The following is a 17,153-nucleotide window of genomic DNA, read 5'->3' on the forward strand; positions in this document are numbered from 1 at the left end:
GCTATTTATGCGCTTTTTAACAGGTTTGGGCAATAAGGCTGTATGGTAAAATCGCGCGCGTCACCCAAAGGACTTCAACTGATGAAAGCTGTTATTTTGGCCGGAGGTCTCGGCACGCGTATTAGTGAAGAGACGAGTCTGCGTCCCAAGCCAATGATTCAGATCGGTGGCAGGCCCATTCTCTGGCACATTATGAAGCTGTATTCGCATCACGGGGTCAACGACTTTGTTATCTGTTGTGGCTATATGGGTCACGTGATCAAGGAATACTTCGCTAACTACTTCCTGCACATGTCTGACGTCAGCTTTGATTTGCGTGAGAACAGGATGTCTGTCCATAGTCAGCGCGCCGAGCCCTGGTCGGTCACCTTGGTAGACACGGGCGAGAGCTCAAGTACCGGTGGACGTATCAAACGCGTTAGCTCCTATGTAGAAAACGAGGACTGCTTTTTTCTGACCTATGGCGACGGAGTCAGCGATATTGATATCGCCTCCAGTCGCGAGTTTCATCTCAGTCATAAAAAAAAGGCGACGGTGAGTGCCGTATTGCCGCCCGCTCGCTTTGGCGCCCTTGATATTCACGACGGTGTTGTCCGCGGCTTTGAGGAAAAGCCCCATGGAGATGGTGCGCACATCAACGGCGGATTTTTTGTGCTCTCTCCCGAGATTCTCGATTACATCGATGATGACAATACGGTCTGGGAAGCTGGGCCCATGGAAAAGCTGGCCTCCGAGGGGCAGATGATGCCGTTCATGCATGAGGGGTTTTGGTACCCCATGGATACCCTTCGAGATAAAACGCGTCTCGATGACCTCTGGCGAAGCGATCGGGCGCCGTGGAAAGTCTGGAGTGACTAATTTCGTCAGTCCCGATTTTTGGGAAGGAAAGCGCGTGTTCGTCACCGGGCATACAGGTTTCAAGGGTGCGTGGCTTTCCAGCTGGTTGTTATCGATGGGAGCTGAGGTGCATGGCTACGCTCTGACGCCGGTGTATCACCGCAGTCCCTATGAACTGGCAGAACTGTCGGCGCGAATTACCGAGACACTTGCGGATATCAACGATGCGAGATCCGTCAGCGATGCCCTGAACGCAGCCAACCCTCATATCGTCTTTCATCTGGCGGCTCAGCCGCTTGTCAGATCTTCCTATCGTGAGCCCGTGCAAACCTACGCAACTAACGTCATGGGCACGGTGAATCTACTGGCGGCATTGCAACATTGTCGATCTTTGCAGGCAGTCGTGGTCGTTACTACTGATAAGTGCTACCTCAACCAGGAGCTAGAGAGAGGCTATAACGAAGATGATCGTCTTGGCGGTTCGGACCCTTACAGCAGCAGCAAGGCCTGCGTAGAGTTGCTGGTGAAGAGCTGGTATCAATCGTTTATGCGTGAAGGCAATGTCCGCAATCACAGTGCCGGGCTTGCAACTGTCCGTGCGGGAAACGTGATAGGCGGCGGTGACTGGTCAGAGGATCGGCTGATTCCCGATGTTCTGCGAGCCCTGGAGCGTGGTGATGAGCCGGTCATACGCAATCCTGCTGCCGTGCGTCCCTGGCAATATGTTCTGGATCCTCTGGCCGGGTATCTGACGCTGGCCCAACGTCTCGCTGCTGATCCCAGTGGATATTCGGAGCCGTGGAACTTTGGGCCCGATCGCAGTGACGCCAGGTCCGTCGGTGAAGTCGTCGAAAGGCTTCTAAAGCTGCTCTCCCCCGAGAGTACCTGGACTTACGTGGCTGACTCCGTCATGGCAGAAACATCAAGGCTATACCTGGATTGCTCAAAGGTGCATTCCCGGCTTGGCTGGCGTCCGCAGTTTGGTCTGGATAGTGCACTCGATCGTGTTGCCGCCTGGCACGCTCGGGAGTCAGACGGTGCCGACATGTCGGCTTTTATGGACAGCGAAGTGACAAACTATACCCAAGAGGCAAAGCAGCAAACTCATGGATCGTGATCAAGCTCGTCAGGCAATTCTGGACGCCGTTTTAGCTTACGGAAATTCGACCGCGTCAGAAAAGCTCTTTGTAGCCGGAGAGACCGCAATTCCGCCTTCGGGCAAAGTAGTGGGCGGCAGTGAGCTGGTGCATATGGTGGATGCATCATTAGATGGCTGGCTCACGACCGGGCGCTTCAATGCGCAATTTCAAAAGGAGCTTGCCGAGTACGTGGGTGTGCGGCATACGCTCACCACCGTATCGGGGTCTGCGGCAAACCTGCTTGCGGTTACTGCGCTCACCTCACCGCGTTTTGGACATCGTGCCCTGGCTCCCGGTGATGAGGTGATTACCGTAGCAGCGGGGTTTCCGACCACGGTGAATCCCATTCTGCAGAACGGCCTGGTGCCGGTATTCGTAGATATCGATATACCCACCTACAATATCGATGTGAGCCAATTGGAGAATGCGCTGTCTGAAAAGACCCGAGCTATCGTCATCGCGCATACCCTGGGCAACCCGTTTAATCTGGCAGCGGTGAGGGCTTTTGCAGACGAGCATAAGCTGTGGCTGGTCGAAGACAGCTGCGACGCTCTGGGAACTACTTATGACGGGCGAATGGTCGGCACGTTTGGGGATGTCGCTACGCTGAGTTTCTATCCTGCTCACCACATCACCATGGGAGAGGGCGGGGCGGTGATGATGAGATCCTCCCGGCTGCGCAAGGTGCTGGAGTCTTTTCGGGATTGGGGCAGGGATTGTTACTGCGAACCTGGGGAGGATGACACTTGTGGGAACCGTTTTGATTGGCAGTTAGGTGGCCTGCCCCAGGGTTACGATCACAAATACATTTACTCTCATATGGGCTACAACCTCAAAATCACGGATATGCAGGCGGCCTGCGGCCTGGCTCAGCTACAGCGCATTGATGATTTTGTCGATAAACGAAAACGCAACTTCCGCATCGCCATGGAGTCGCTCAAACTCTTTGAGCGCTACTTCATTCTACCCGAGGCAACGCCTAACTCCGATCCCTCCTGGTTCGGGTTTCCGTTGACGCTGCGTGAGGACTGCGGTTTTAAGCGGGTAGATTTTTTGCGTTTTTTGGATGAGAAGAAAATCGGCACGCGGCTGCTCTTTGCCGGCAACCTGACGCGACAGCCCTACTTCGAGAACCGGACCTACAGAACCATCGGAGACCTGGTTAACACGGACATCGCTATGAATCAGACGTTTTGGATTGGTACCTGGCCCGAACTCTCGCAGGTACACTACGAATACATCGCAAATTGCATTGACGATTTTATTAGGCGGACACGGTAGCGTACGTCGTGGCGATAAAAACCAGCATCTTGAATGAAGACCTTGATTCCATCGTCGGCAATGTGGCCGGTTGGGGGAAACTCGCAGGGCAGACCGTGCTCATCACGGGGGCAGCGGGCTTTCTGGGGAATTATCTCGTGCGAACGCTGCTGCATCTGAACGCCAGGGGGGTGGTCGAGGAGCCCGTGCGAGTGATCGCCGGCGTTCGCAGCATGGCGAGCATGCCTGAGCGGCTCAAGGATCTAGAGGGTAACCGGGAGCTCACATTCGCCGAGTTGGATCTCTCCAGAATTGCGATTACCGATCTGCCACCCATTGATTACGTGGTTCACGCGGCAAGTAACGCAAGTCCCCGATTTTATGGCCCGGACCCTGTGGGAACCCTGCTTCCGAATACCGTGGGCGTGGCTGCCCTGCTAACGGCTTGCGGAGATCGTCACAAAGGCTTTTTGTTTATCAGCTCCAGCGAAATATATGGTGCTGCCGGCGGTGAGGTGCCGTTGACAGAAGCCAGTCCCGGCACACTGGATTCAGCCTTACCACGCTCCTGTTACGGCGAGGGCAAGAGAGCCGGTGAGGCACTGTGCGTCGCCTGGCATTCGCAGTATGGTGCGCCCGTATTTATTGCGCGGCCTTTTCATACCTATGGACCGGGCCTGGCTGAGGACGACGGTAGAGTTTTTGCCGATTTTACTTACAACGCTATCAGGGAAGAGGATATTCATATTCGCGGTGACGGTACTGCTCAACGGGCTTTTTGCTACGTCAGTGATGCCATTGCCGGGTTCTTCTCCATTTTGTTTTGGGGGCAGCCCGGGCAGGCCTATAACGTGGCTAACGCCGATGCTGAGCTCTCAGTGAGAGAGCTGGCCGAGGTAATTGTCGAGGTGGCTCCCAGTCCGGGGCTTAAAGTCACAGTGAGTGATGAAGGGTATCGGCCCGGCTATATGCCAAGTAAGCTGCAAAGACTGCTACCCAGTACAGCCAAGCTGGAAGCTCTTGGCTGGCGTGCGCGAGTGTCTCCACGCGAAGGCTTTCGGCGCACCATAGGGGCTCACCTTTGACATTATTGGAACTGAAAAAGGCTTTTCACGAAGGGTCTATTGACAAGGCCTCGTTTATTCGCGAGGCCAATGAGTTTCATAGCGTCCTGAGTCATTACCCCGAGGTGTTGGTTAACAGCGCCGTCGATGAGATTAAGATTAATGTCAGCGGGGTAGCCTTCCATATCGCTGAGGACGATCTATGGATTCGTTATCCGCCCGGCGAGTCCCGGGTAGCGCCCGTAGAGATACTCAATTTTGGCGGCTACGAACCGCAGGAAACGCAGCTGATGCTGCAGCTTTTGCGTGAGTCTCAGGTCATCTTCGATGTGGGTGCGAATATTGGCTGGTACACACTGCTGTTTGCCCGGCGGTTTCCCGGCGCAAGCATTCACGCCTTCGAGCCATTGCCGTATTTCAGCAAGTTCCTCGTCGAGAACGTGACCGCAAACGGGTTCGACAACAAAGTCAACACCCATTCCATTGGTTTTTCAAGTGAAGCCGGCTCGGTAGATATTTTTCTCGATAAAGGCAACGGGACAAATGCATCCATGCGCAATGTCGCCGATGCCGCAGGTGCCATCAGTGTGCCGGTCGAGGTCGTGAAAATGGATGACTGGTGCGCAGAGCACGCCCTGTGGCCGGATTTTATCAAGTGTGACGTTGAAGGCGCCGAGTTACTGGTGGTGCAGGGGGCGACAAAAACATTAGCTGAGCGACGCCCCGTTGTGTTTCTGGAGATCTTGCGCAAGTGGTCCAAAGCCTATGATTATCACCCCAACGAACTGATCGAGTTACTCACTGGGATGGGGTACGAGTGTTTCGGAATAGGACCTGACGGAGCCCATCGGATACAGGATGTTACCGAGGCTACTCCTGAGACCAACTATGTTTTTCTGCATCTAGAGGCACACAGTGATTTATGTGAGCAGATGGTTGGACCTTCGGTTTGAACTCCCAGTCGCTAGCCTTATCGGTCCGTGAGCAGTCATTGCGTATGGTCCATCGTGCCAGGGCTTCTCATATCGGCAGCGCACTATCGATAGCCGACATTCTGGCGGTGCTTTATGCAAGGGTGTTGAGATTTGATCCGGCGCAACCCGCTGCCCCCGATCGAGATCGCTTCGTGCTGAGCAAGGGGCATGCTTGCGTAGCGCTCTATGCGGCGCTTGCGGAAATTGGGTGCTTCCCTGTGAAGGAGCTTGACGAGTACGGGCAGGATTTTTCCAGGCTTATGAATCACGTGAGTCACCACGTCCCCGGCGTTGAATTTTCTACCGGCTCGCTGGGACATGGGCTTCCATTTGCAGCTGGCAAAGCGCTTGCGGGCAAGATCGCAAAACAGCCTTGGCAGGTCTTTGTCCTGTTGAGTGATGGCGAGATGGACGAAGGATCGAACTGGGAAGCGCTCATGTTTGCGGCGCATCATGGGCTGGACAACCTCACGGCAATTATTGACTACAACAAGCTTCAGAGTCTGGATACAGTGGACAACACCCTGGGGCTTGAGCCTTTGCGCGAGAAGCTCGCCGCTTTCAATTGGAGCGTTGTTGAGGCTGATGGGCATGACCATGATGCCTTAGAGTCCGCGATTGGCTCCGGGTCACCGGGGCTGCCACTTGTAGTTATCGCTCATACCGTTAAGGGCAAAGGCGTCAGCTTTATGGAGAATGAGGTCTTGTGGCACTATCGCAATCCCGATGATGGGCTGCTCGACAGAGCATTGAAGGACATTGCCGGGTCGCAAAGGGATGCGTGATGCATTTCTCAACGAGCTTCTTGCGCTCGCCGAAGTTCAGCCAAACGTTGTGCTGGTTGTGGGAGATCTGGGCTTTGGCGTTGTAGAGCCATTTGCGGACCGTTTTCCCGAGCGGTTTTTTAACGCAGGGGTCGCCGAGCAAAACATGATGAGCCTTTGCGCCGGGCTCGCTTCCGAAGGCTGTCATGTATTTGCCTATTCCATCGCCAACTTTCCAACTTTTCGCTGCGCGGAACAGATACGCAACGATGTGGACTATCACAATCTCCCTGTGACCATCGTTTCGGTGGGTGGCGGTGTTGCTTACGGAAACCTGGGTTATTCCCACCATGCCCTGCAGGACTATGCATTAATGCGTGTGCTGCCGAACATGCTGATTGCGGCACCGGGTGATCCCTGGGAGACCCGCGCTTGCTTGCGTTATTTGATCGATAATCCCGGGCCTTCCTACCTGCGCCTGGGTAAGTCGGGCGAAGCGTCCGTGCACAGCCATGTGCCGGAAGTTTCCCCGGGGCAATGGCTAAAGGTGCAGGGGCAGCCAGAGTCGACGTCGGCGATTGTGACGACTGGAGCGACGCTTGCTATCGCTCAGGCCTGGCTGGCGCGCGGTGAATACCCTGAGCACAATCTCTATTCACTGCCCTTGTGGGGCATGCGTCAAAAACAGTACCAGGCCGCACAGGTAGAGCAATTTCAGCGTGTGGTGACTGCTGAGGATCATATTGCCGATGCAGGTTTTGGTAGTTGGTTTCGCGAGGCCCTTCACGATGGCCGATCCAGCTGTGAGGTGTCGTCGCGGGCCCTGAGCGCAGAGGTCTTTGGGAAGGTCGGCGCGCAGAGCACGCTGAACGCCCTTGGTGGACTTTAGCCATGGGTAGCGTCGTGGCCCCTGGCCCAGATGCGCGCGACGGCTTTACGCGCATGACACTCGATATTCTCATCCCGACGTTCAATCGATGCTCTGACCTTGCCAAAAACGTGCGCTTGTTGAACACGCTGATTGAGGAGGAGGGGAGCGGTTTAAGTTGCCGAATCCTCGTCTCCAACAACTGCTCAGAGGACGACACCGCCAGCACTCTGGAATTGCTGCAGAGTGAGGTACAAACCGAACTCATTGTGTTCAACCAGACAGAGAACCTGGGTGGCGAGGGGAACGTGATCTTCCTGCTCCATCAGGCTACGGCCGAGCGGGTAATGATCGTGGGAGACGACGATTTTCTGCCCCGGGGTTATTTGCGTGAAGTGATAAGGCTTCTGGAGCGCAGTCCCGAGCTGCGGGCCATCATCCCGGGGATAGCGTCGTTGTATTGTGACGGAAACGTGGTGCCCGAGCGCAATGAGCGTTTTGATAGCAGGCTGTATCCGGCGGGACACTCAAGTGTGAGGGCGATCTCCTATTTAGGACATCAGATAAGCGGTATTGTGTTTATGCGCCAGGGAATGCTGGACGCCTATCTGACCGAGCCGTCGCTCAGAAACCTATATCCCACGGTGTTTTTTCTGGGTTACAGCTGTGAGAACGGTCAGGTTGTGTATCTTCCAAAATTGAAGGTCCTTATCAGCCAGGACAACCAAAAGTACTGGAACTATGATGCATCGGGGCTCTTGTCCGAGATCTTCAGGAATTACCAGCTCCTGTATCCGCGGCGGCCTTTCTTGAGACTTTCTATGTGTCTTAGCGTGATGATTAAGCAGCCCACACGGCTGAGTTTTCGGATGAGCCCTCTGTATGCGGTCCCTGCGTTCTTTCATTTATTGTTCGCGCCCGGCGTAGACCCACTTGTACGCCTTGTGCTTCCTGTTTTGTTTCCTGTTCTCTACGTCCGCCGTATCTTCCGGTTTCTACTACGCCGCATAGGTTGGTTGCGCTGAGGTGGAGTTGCACAGACGAGTAGTGTCTGGACTTTCGTGGAGCGCTGCGGGACGAGGGTTCCGCGAAAGTATGCAGTTGCTGTGCATGATCGTCATGGCCCGGTTTCTGAGTCCGGCTGACTTCGGCGCCTACGCCATTGTGATGATGTTTATCAATTTCGCACTGATCTTCGGCTCCGCCGGTGTGTCTCAGATACTGATCATGAAGCGGGACGATAGCGCCCAGCTGGCAACGAGTCTTTTCTACCTGAATCTCGTGTTTGGCGCTCTGGCTTATCTACTGCTGTTACTGATATCTCCGCTCATTGCGGAACTGTTTGACAATGCCGAGTTGGTTCCGCTCCTGAACATAGCGGGCCTCGTATTTCTGGTACAGGCCCCGCTTCTTGTACAGCGGTCAATCATGGAGCGTGACCTCAAGTTTGAAGCGCTGGTTAAAGCAGAAACAGTGACCATCCTAATCGCGACCTGCCTGGGTATTGGCTGCGCCTTCATGGGCTTCGGTGTGTATAGCCTGCTGGTGTTCAATCTGTCGGCTATCGGCCTGCTCACGGCGGCAATTTGGTTGATCTGCGACTGGCGTCCAGTGGGCATGGCCAGCCTGCCGGTACTTCGCGAAACGATGGGGTTAGTTCTGCACTTCACAGGTTTTACGCTATTGAACTTTTTGACGCGCCACTGCGATGTGTTCCTCATTGGTAAACTGATGAGTAGTAGCGCTTTGGGCCTTTACTCCATGGCCTACCGACTCACGATCTACCCTGTTCAGGCGTTTTCTCAGATTGTGCACCGCGTCGCCTATCCCACACTGTCTAGCCTGAGAGATGATCCTGCCTCCGCGAGAGCTTTCTACCTTCGATCGCTTCAGGGAATCACGCTCCTGGTTTTTCCTGCGCTCGTTGGTATGGCGTGTATTGCAGAGCTCATAGTGCCGATGGTGCTGGGTTCGCAGTGGATTGACATGGTTGTGGTGGTTCAGATTCTTGTCTGGGTGGGCCTGCTGCAAGTCGTTACCGCGACGGTTGGCACTATTCTTCCTGCAATGGAAAAAACGCGTCTTATGCTGAACATTGGGGCAGTCAACACGCTGGTAATTGTGTTGGCTTTTGCGCTAGCAGTTCCCTATGGGGTCAGCGGTATGGCAACAGCCTATCTGCTGGCAAATCTCGTCATGTTTTTTATTCAGGCGCGTGTCGCCTGGCCCCTGCTGGGACTGAGTGTGGGTGAAGGACTGAAAGCAACTTCGCCCGCCCTGATCGGATCGTTGCTCATGGGTGGCTTGGTGATAGGTGCGGGGGCAGCCTACCGTGCACTAGATTTGCATGAAATTGGTGGACTGGCCTTGCAGATCCTCGTGGGTGCTGTCAGCTACCCTCTGCTTGTATGGTTATTTTTTAAAGAGAGCTCCGTGGCTTTGTTGGCTGAGCTTCGCCATGGGGTAGGTGCCTCGGACTAGCGTCGTAAGTAAAGTTTTCGCAGGGCACCTGGCAAGGCTGGCCCGCCTTGACGGACCGCGCGGGTAACAAAGTAGAGAAAGCTGCCCAGATGACCATGCTGCAGCGCGTTAGCTGCGACGTTGATACACAGCATGGCGGTAGCTTCTCTGTTGTCATTGAAAGCCGCGCTGTGGCTGTCCAGTATGTTTTTGGCTGACCCTGCGTAGTGCTCGACTTGCCGCGACACGCTATCGTCGCTGATGTCTGCCTCAACAAGTACCTCCTCAACATACAAAATGGGGTTGTCTTGAGCGAGTCGTAGGCACAGTTCCCAGTCTTGCAGGCGTTTGAGGGACTCATCAAACAGACCGACACTCAGCAGTGTTTCCTTACGCGCGATGAGGGTTTGGCAACTGATGTAACTGCCGCGCAGTAATTCGGCATGGCGATCTACACATCCGTGCTGAACGTGGTAAGACGCTTTGGGAACGCGGGTTTTTACGCCTCTGTCATTACGGTTAAACGCGCAAAAACAAACCTTTGCGTTGTGCGTCAGCATTTGTTTGATTTGCGTAGTGAGTTTGCTGGCGGACCATAAGTCATCGCTATCCTGGAAGGCGATGTATTCACCCTGTGCTTCGCGAATGCCCACATTCCGCGCTGAATTGGCACCACGATTCTCTTGAAGCCTGAGGTATCGAAGTGTCGGAATCTCCAAGGCGGCAACGACAGCCTCAGTATTGTCTGTAGAGCCATCGTCTACGACGATGATTTCGAAGCTGGGGTAGTCTTGATCGACAACACTGTGAACCGCCTGGGCAATGCGGTCGGCACGGTTGTAGCAGGGAATCACGACGCTGACTAGCGGCATGTGATTCGTGGCGCTGGTCACAGCGTCGAAGTGGATAATTCGTGCATACTCAGAGTATTTGCTATTTTAGTGAGGGTTCGCAAGCAACCCGAAGCGATTGGAGCTTACCCGCACTACCGCCTGCGGCGAAATCTTCCGCTTTGATTAGATTCTAGATCGAGCTTGAGCTCGTGAGTTAAAACGGCTCTTCATCATTAACGGGGGACACCGGGGCTCATTAAACTGAATTTGCGGAAACGGTTTAATGGAGAACACCCGATGTCCCACGCAGGATTAATACTAGGGCTTCCAGAGCTGGAGGTCGAACACGTCGATCGCAATGATGCGATCTCGGTCTACGCCAAACCCAAGAAGCGGCCCTGCTGCCTTCACTGCCAGCACCCGAGAGTGCGGATCAAAGCCACCTACCAGCGGACCCTAAAGCATACACGCCAAGGCAACCAGCTCATCACTCTGCATCTCAGAGCACCGAAGTATCACTGCCCGCGCTGCGGTCGCTATTTCCGCCATCGATTCAAAGGCGTACGGCCGCGCTATCGAGCCTCCGAGGCGTTTCGCCACGAGGTCTTCGAGACCCACGATGGCGGGGTCACCCAGGCCAAGCTCACACGCACCCATGGCATCAGCGCAGCCACTACTGAACGCTGGTACCACGGCCACTGTGAGCGACGCGTCTCGGAGATGTCGAACCGCCCCTGCCCCAAGGTCCTCGGGATTGATGAGCACTTCTTCACCCGCAAGCGCGGCTTCGCGACCACATTGGTCGACCTGCGGCGCCACAAAGTCTTCGATGTGCGCCTGGGACGCTCCCAGGCCAGCCTGGACAGCTATCTGCGGCGTTTGCCGGGCAAAGACAACGTCAAGCTCGTGGTGATGGATCTGTCCGAGACCTATCGCAGCATCGCCCGCCAGTACTTTCCCGGCGCCACGATCGTCGCTGATCGATTCCACGTCATTCGCCTGGTCAATCAGCACTTCCTCAACGCCTGGAAAGACGTGCACCCCGAGGGTCGCAGAAACCGCGGCCTGCTAAGTCTCATGCGGCGCCATGCCTGGCGCTTGAAGCCGGAGCAGCGAGAGAATCTGCGGCGCTACCTGAGCGACTACCCCGGCCTCGCCGCACTCTATGACGCCAAGCAACACCTCAACGAGCTGATGCTACTCAAGAATCTGAGGAAGAAAACGGCCCAAAAGAAGCTACCTGAACTGCTGGCGTTGATCGAGCAGCTGCGCCAGGCTCTTCATCATTAACGGGGGACACCGGGGATCATTAAACTGAATTTGCGAAGTCCGTTTAATGAGGAAACCCCCGATGTCCCACGCAGGAAATATATTAGGCCTTCCCGAGCTGGAGGTCGAACGTGTTGATCGCAATGATTCGATCGAGGTCTATGCCAGGCCAAAGCGCCGCCCATCGTGCATCCACTGCCAGCATCCCAAAGTCAGGATTAAAGCGACCCACGAGCGCACGTTAAAACACACACGCCAGGGCAACCAGGTGATGACGCTGCACCTGAAGACGCCCAAGTATCACTGCCCACAATGTGGTCGCTACTTTCGTCACCGGTTTCAGGGCGTCAGGCCCCGCTATCGATCGTCGGACGCCTTCCGTCTTGAAGTATTCGAGGCCCATGACGGCGGCGTGACGCAGCGTAAGCTCGCGAGAACACACGACATGAGCCCAGCAACCGTCGAGCGCTGGTATCAAGGTCAGTGCCGACTGCGACTATCGGAGATGTCTAATCGGCCCTGCCCCCGTGTGCTGGGTATCGACGAGCACTTCTTTAGCCGCAAGCGCGGCTACGCCACCACGATGGTGGATCTGAAGAACCACAAGGTCTTCGATGTGGTGCTGGGACGCTCAGAACTGAGTTTGAGACGTTATTTAAGGGCATTACCGGGTAAAGAGAACGTCCAGGTTGTCGTCATGGACTTGTCGGAAACCTACCGCAGCATTGTGCGCCGGTACTTTCCTAACGCCACGATTGTTGCCGATCGATTCCACGTCATTCGACTGGTTAATCAGCATCTGCTCAAAGCCTGGCAGGGCTACGATCCCGAGGGGCGCAAGCATCGCGGGCTGGTCAGCCTGATGCGACGCCACCAATGGCGTCTTACGGATGAGCAAAGAGAGAACCTTGGCCGATATCTGGATGACTATCCCGTGCTCAAGGCGCTGTATGCGGCTAAGCAGCAGCTCAATCGTCTGCTGCTACTCAAATCCTTGAATCGTAAAAAAGCCAAGCAGCTGCTGCCGCGGCTGCTTTCATTAATCGAGGACTTGGCGGCTAGCCCGCTTCATCGGTTGGCCAGAACACTGAAGTCTTGGCTGGAACCCATCGTTGGCATGTGGCGGTTTACCAAGACGAACGGCATCACCGAGGGCTTCCATAACAAGATGGAAATGATGAGTCGGCGAGCCTATGGATTTAGAAACTTTGAAAACTATCGACTGCGGGTCTTAACCCACTGTGGATGGGATGGCATTATCAACCGAGTTTAATGAAAACCGGTGTATCCCCCGTTAACTGGGTAGAGCCCTGCGCCACAGTCCGCTGAGACGGCTGGCGAAAACCCTGAAGTCTTGGCTTGAGCCCATCGTCATGATGTGGCGATTCAGTAAGAGCAACGGGCCCACGGAGGGCTTCCACACGAAGATGGAGATGATGACGCGAAGAGCGTACGGATTTAGAAATTTTGAAAACTATCGATTGAGGGTCTTAACCCACTGCGGGTGGGATGGCATCATCAATCGTGTTTAGTGAGAAACGGTCCATCCCCCGTTAATTGGGGAGAGCCGTTAAAACATGGTGCCCAGGAGAGGACTTGAACCTCCACGCCCTTGCGAGCACTAGCACCTGAAGCTAGCGTGTCTACCAATTTCACCACCTGGGCATCAATGAGACAGCGCTCATTGAGGGCGCGCAGATTACGGTTCGGCCCCGGTTTTGTCAATGATCCCGTATACTGCGCGCTTTGCGCCCTTTTCAGGCCGCACTCTCATCGGAAAATATATGTCAAAGCAGCGCAAGCCGCAAAGCAAACGCAACAAGCCTTCGGACCCTCATGCACGTCGTGAGGCCGAGAAATACGATCACCCCATCGCTTCCCGCGAGGCCATCATGGACCTTCTCCGTGACGCCGAGGGGCCCTTAAACAACGAACGTATCGCCACGGCCCTGTCGCTGTCAGATGATCGTGACCTCGAAGCCCTGCGCCGGCGCTTGCGTGCCATGCAGCGCGACGGCCAGCTGCACGTCGATCGCCGAGGGGCCTATGGCTTGGTCGAAGCGCTTAACCTACTGCGCTGCCGCGTACAGGGGCATCGTGACGGCTATGGTTTTGCTCAGCCGGAGACGGGCGAAGACGACCTGTATCTGAGCGCCAGGGAGATGCGTCGCCTGTTTGACGGTGACACGGTGCTTGTTGCTGTGACGGGTGTTGATGGTCGCGGAAGGTCCGAGGGCAAGGTGGTAGAGGTCCTTGAACGCGGGGTCACAAAAGTGGTCGGGCGATATCAGGAAGAAAGCGGTATCGGCGTAGTGCTGCCCGACAACGCGCGTATTAACCAAGAGGTCTTGATACCACCAAAGTTCAAAGGCGATGCCAAGCATGGCCAGATCGTCACTGCGGAAATTACGCACTACCCCGAAAACCGCCTGGGCGCCAAGGGTCAGATCATCGAGGTCCTGGGTGAGCATCTGGACCCGGGGCTGGAGATTGATATCTCTATCCGCTCCCACGGCATTCCCTATGAGTGGCCGGACGCTGTTCTGGACGAAGCGGGGGCCTTGAGCGAAGAACCCGCCGAGGGCGATAAACGCTACAGGGTGGATCTGCGCAAAAAACCTTTCGTCACCATTGATGGTGAGGATGCCAGAGATTTCGATGATGCGGTGTATTGCGAGAAGCGCCGCATTGGCGGGTGGCGGTTATGGGTGGCCATCGCAGATGTGTCCCATTACGTGGGTGTAGGCAGCGCGCTGGACAAGGAAGCCATCGAACGGGGTAACTCCGTGTACTTCCCCGAGCGCGTCGTGCCCATGCTGCCGGAGGTTCTGTCTAACGGCTTGTGTTCCCTGAAACCCCGGGTTGATCGTCTGGCCCTGGCGGTAGAGATGGAAATCGGGAACAACGGGGAGCTCAAGCAGTTCCGTTTTTGCGAAGCGATTATCCACTCCCACGCCCGCTTGACCTACACCCAGGTAGCTGAGGTCCTGGAGACCGGCGCCAGCGAGGCGATCGACCGCAAGCTCGTGCCTCATCTCGAGCAACTGCATGCCCTTTATAAGGTGCTGAGGCAGGCAAGAGAGGAGCGTGGTGCCATCGATTTTGAAACCGTTGAGACCCGTATCATCTTCAACGAAGAGCGCAAGATAGACGCTATCGTGCCCGTGCAGCGCAATGATGCCCACAAGCTCATCGAAGAATGCATGCTCTGTGCAAACGTTGCCGCAGCCCGGTTTTTTGAGCGGCATGAGCTGCCGGTGCTGTATCGCGTGCACGAGGGTCCGGGAGAACAGAAGCTCGAGAACCTCCGCGCCTTCCTGGGTGAGCTCGGTCTGGGTTTACGCGGCGGTCTCAAGCCCACGCCTGAGGACTATCAGCTGCTGATCGAGCAGATCAGTACGCGGGACGATGCGCATATTGTCCAGATGATGCTGCTCCGTTCTCTCACCCAGGCGGTGTACCAGGCGGAAAATCTGGGGCACTTCGGACTCAATTATCCCGGCTACGCGCACTTCACCTCACCCATCCGTCGTTACCCCGATTTGTTGGTGCACCGGGCTATTCGCAGCGTCATCCGGTCCAAGGAGCGGAGCAAACTTGTGCAGCGGGTGAGGGGCGCCAAGGAGCTCAAAAAGACGCAGATCTACCCCTACGATGACGCCGCCATGGCGGCCTTCGGTACGCGTTGCTCCCTGACCGAACGTCGCGCAGACGAGGCAACCCGGGAGGTAAATTCCTGGCTTAAGTGTGAGTATCTGCGGGAGCACGTGGGCACAGAATTCGAAGGAGTGGTGAGCGCGGTAACGAACTTCGGCCTTTTTGTTGAGCTGAACGATCTTTACATCGAAGGGCTGGTGCACGTTACGTCCTTGCCAGGCGACTACTACCGATTCGATCAGGCGCAGCAGCGCCTGGTAGGTGAGCGCACAGGACGAAGTTTCCAGTTGGGTGCCCCGATCAAAGTGCTGGTCGCCGCGGTGAATCTCGATGAGCGAAAGATTGACCTGGAGCCTGTTGAGCTCCCCGAGTCGCGCAAGCGCAAGGGCGCCGGCAGTGGCAATGCACCCGGTAACAGAAACGCAAAGGCGCCGGCGAAATCCGGTCGGGGAGCGGGCGCAAAAGGCGGCACAAAAGGCGGTGCAAAAGGCGGCGGAAGGGATGGCTCAAAGCCCGCCGCCAAGACCAAGGCGAAGTCCGGTGGTCGAAGCAGGCGGGGCGGTGGTGGTGCCAAGCAGGGCACGGCCCATAAATCCGCTACTGCAGGCAGCGCCGCACCCAAGGCCCGGGCCAAAGGTGGCTCAAAACGGAAGCCAAAGAGTAGCTAGCCGTGGCGCTTGATTACGCCTTTGGACTTCATGCCGTGGAGGAGCTCCTGCGCAGGCAGCCCAAAACCGTGCGCCGTCTGTGGGTGCAGAAAGGTCGGGATGATGGTCGTGTGCAGGCCCTGTTGGCCCTGGCGACCGCTGCTGATACTCCCGTCAGCCGCCTGCCGCGGGGTAAGCTTGACGAACTCGTGCCCGGGCGTCACCAGGGCGTGGTCGCGGAGCTGGGTGATAACACGGCGGGCCAAAGCGATCTTCGCTGGAGCGAGGCTCAGCTGGAGCAGGCCGTGTCGGGAAATCCGCGGGCCCTCGTGCTCGTGCTGGACGGTGTTACGGATCCTCACAACCTGGGTGCCTGCCTGCGCAGTGCGGATGCGGCGGGTGTTACCGCAGTGGTGGTGCCCAAGGACAACGCCGCGGACATTACCGCCGTGGTGCGAAAAGTTGCCTGCGGAGCCACCGAAACCGTGCCTCTGGTGCGAGTGACCAATCTGGCGCGAAGTCTCGACATGTTAAAGGCCGCCGGTGTCTGGATTTATGGCACTGCCGGCGAAGCCAGTGAAAGCCTCTACAGCTCAGACCTCGCAGGCCCCCTGGCATTGGTGATGGGCGCCGAAGGCGCCGGTATGCGACGCCTCACCCGGGAGCGCTGCGACTTCCTCGTCAACCTCCCCATGGCCGGTGCCGTGAGCAGCCTCAACGTCTCCGTCGCAACCGGTGTCTGTCTCTTTGAAATCCGCCGTCAAAGACTGCTTGCAGAGGACGCTGGGGGCCTGTAGACTCCGCGCCTCAAAATTTGGGCGGTCGCTCTTGGCCGTTTCTCCTTGTCATACGGCTTTGCAAAGAGGCAAAGCGGATGACTAAAACCCGTAAGGAGCTCGTTGATGCGACACTACGAAATCGTGTTCATGGTGCATCCGGACCAGTCTGAACAGGTCCCCGGCATGATTGAACGCTACACCAACACCATCACTAAAGACGGTGGATCCGTACACCGACTGGAAGACTGGGGTCGCCGACAGCTGGCTTTCCCCATCGCCAAGGTTCACAAGGCTCACTACATCCTGATGAATGTCGAGGCTTCCAACGAAGCCATGGATGAGCTCACAACGACTTTCCGCTATAACGATGCCGTTATCCGTAACCTCGTGATCCGTCGCGACGAGCCGGTACTGGAAGAGTCGCCCATCATGAAGGCCGAGAAAGAGAGCCGCGAGCGCAAGTCCCGTTATGAGGACCGTCAAGGTAGCGAGAAGCCCCGTCGCGATAGCGAAGGTGGGGACAGCAAGACCTCTGACGACAGCAACGAACCAGCTACTGCAGAAGCAGAAGCTTAAGTCGCGGCCCCATAAGCGGACCTATA

At 56.1% G+C, this 17,153-nt stretch carries 15 protein-coding genes, 1 tRNA gene and 1 pseudogene; 15 read left to right on the top strand and 2 right to left on the bottom strand.

Annotation, left to right across the window (positions count from 1 at the left end):
• Nucleotides 1–81 precede the first annotated feature (81 nt).
• The 9 genes from rfbF to KT71_RS04205 are packed head-to-tail and all read left to right on the top strand — an operon-like array spanning nucleotide 82 to nucleotide 9,387.
• Nucleotides 82–858 carry a glucose-1-phosphate cytidylyltransferase gene (rfbF, locus tag KT71_RS04165; RefSeq protein ID WP_008292706.1) on the top strand — a complete coding sequence of 259 codons (777 nt, stop codon included), beginning with the start codon at nucleotides 82–84 and terminating at the stop codon, nucleotides 856–858.
• Nucleotides 851–1,954 carry a CDP-glucose 4,6-dehydratase gene (rfbG, locus tag KT71_RS04170; protein WP_040362142.1) on the top strand — a complete coding sequence of 368 codons (1,104 nt, stop codon included), beginning with the start codon at nucleotides 851–853 and terminating at the stop codon, nucleotides 1,952–1,954. Before rfbF ends, rfbG begins: the two co-directional genes overlap by 8 nt.
• Complete coding sequence (gene rfbH / locus KT71_RS04175; RefSeq protein WP_008292704.1) at nucleotides 1,944–3,257, top strand: lipopolysaccharide biosynthesis protein RfbH; 1,314 nt, start codon at nucleotides 1,944–1,946, stop codon at nucleotides 3,255–3,257. The genes rfbG and rfbH overlap by 11 nt, the downstream gene beginning before the upstream one ends.
• An 8-nt stretch (nucleotides 3,258–3,265) precedes the next feature.
• Nucleotides 3,266–4,321: an NAD-dependent epimerase/dehydratase family protein gene (locus KT71_RS04180; protein ID WP_008292703.1), complete on the top strand. Its 1,056-nt coding sequence runs from the start codon at nucleotides 3,266–3,268 to the stop codon at nucleotides 4,319–4,321.
• A complete protein-coding gene (locus KT71_RS04185; RefSeq protein ID WP_023659942.1) occupies nucleotides 4,318–5,253 on the top strand; it encodes an FkbM family methyltransferase in 936 nt (311 codons plus the stop codon). The genes KT71_RS04180 and KT71_RS04185 overlap by 4 nt, the downstream gene beginning before the upstream one ends.
• Entirely contained in the window at nucleotides 5,250–6,059 is an 810-nt protein-coding gene (locus KT71_RS04190; RefSeq protein ID WP_040362145.1) for a transketolase, read from the top strand. Before KT71_RS04185 ends, KT71_RS04190 begins: the two co-directional genes overlap by 4 nt.
• Nucleotides 6,052–6,927: a transketolase family protein gene (locus KT71_RS04195; RefSeq protein ID WP_008292700.1), complete on the top strand. Its 876-nt coding sequence runs from the start codon at nucleotides 6,052–6,054 to the stop codon at nucleotides 6,925–6,927. Before KT71_RS04190 ends, KT71_RS04195 begins: the two co-directional genes overlap by 8 nt.
• Nucleotides 6,928–6,980: 53 nt before the next feature.
• Complete coding sequence (locus KT71_RS04200; RefSeq protein WP_169729139.1) at nucleotides 6,981–7,931, top strand: glycosyltransferase family 2 protein; 951 nt, start codon at nucleotides 6,981–6,983, stop codon at nucleotides 7,929–7,931.
• Nucleotides 7,932–7,953: 22 nt separating this feature from the next.
• Nucleotides 7,954–9,387 (top strand): lipopolysaccharide biosynthesis protein, encoded by a 1,434-nt coding sequence (locus KT71_RS04205; protein WP_169729140.1) that lies wholly within the window; start codon nucleotides 7,954–7,956, stop codon nucleotides 9,385–9,387.
• On the opposite strand, the gene KT71_RS04210 is transcribed toward KT71_RS04205, so the two are convergent.
• Entirely contained in the window at nucleotides 9,384–10,238 is an 855-nt protein-coding gene (locus KT71_RS04210) for a glycosyltransferase family 2 protein (RefSeq protein WP_152025167.1), read from the bottom strand. The genes KT71_RS04205 and KT71_RS04210 overlap by 4 nt on opposite strands.
• Nucleotides 10,239–10,496: 258 nt before the next feature.
• Here KT71_RS04210 and KT71_RS04215 point away from each other — a divergent pair, with 258 nt between their 5' ends.
• The 3 genes and pseudogenes from KT71_RS04215 to KT71_RS04225 all read left to right on the top strand — a co-directional run.
• Complete coding sequence (locus tag KT71_RS04215) at nucleotides 10,497–11,489, top strand: ISL3 family transposase (protein WP_023659944.1); 993 nt, start codon at nucleotides 10,497–10,499, stop codon at nucleotides 11,487–11,489.
• 61 nt (nucleotides 11,490–11,550) lie between these two features.
• A complete protein-coding gene (locus tag KT71_RS04220) occupies nucleotides 11,551–12,741 on the top strand; it encodes an ISL3 family transposase (RefSeq protein WP_023659513.1) in 1,191 nt (396 codons plus the stop codon).
• A 34-nt stretch (nucleotides 12,742–12,775) separates the two neighbouring features.
• Nucleotides 12,776–13,000: pseudogene (locus KT71_RS04225) on the top strand (transposase); the annotation flags it as partial.
• A 46-nt stretch (nucleotides 13,001–13,046) separates the two neighbouring features.
• Here the strand turns inward: KT71_RS04225 and KT71_RS04230 are convergent.
• Nucleotides 13,047–13,133, bottom strand: a tRNA-Leu gene (locus tag KT71_RS04230).
• Between the two features lie 119 nt (nucleotides 13,134–13,252).
• Between KT71_RS04230 and rnr the strand changes: the two genes are divergently transcribed.
• The 3 genes from rnr (at nucleotide 13,253) to rpsF (ending at nucleotide 17,127) form a co-directional block, all read left to right on the top strand.
• Complete coding sequence (gene rnr, locus KT71_RS04235; protein ID WP_023659946.1) at nucleotides 13,253–15,793, top strand: ribonuclease R; 2,541 nt, start codon at nucleotides 13,253–13,255, stop codon at nucleotides 15,791–15,793.
• Nucleotides 15,794–15,795: 2 nt separating this feature from the next.
• The gene (gene rlmB, locus KT71_RS04240; RefSeq protein WP_008292691.1) at nucleotides 15,796–16,569 is read left to right on the top strand and encodes a 23S rRNA (guanosine(2251)-2'-O)-methyltransferase RlmB; all 774 of its coding nucleotides are present in this window, start codon (nucleotides 15,796–15,798) and stop codon (nucleotides 16,567–16,569) included.
• A 105-nt stretch (nucleotides 16,570–16,674) separates the two neighbouring features.
• Complete coding sequence (gene rpsF / locus KT71_RS04245) at nucleotides 16,675–17,127, top strand: 30S ribosomal protein S6 (protein ID WP_008292689.1); 453 nt, start codon at nucleotides 16,675–16,677, stop codon at nucleotides 17,125–17,127.
• Nucleotides 17,128–17,153: the final 26 nt, after the last annotated feature.

This window comes from Congregibacter litoralis KT71, assembly GCF_000153125.2.
GTDB lineage: Bacteria > Pseudomonadota > Gammaproteobacteria > Pseudomonadales > Halieaceae > Congregibacter > Congregibacter litoralis.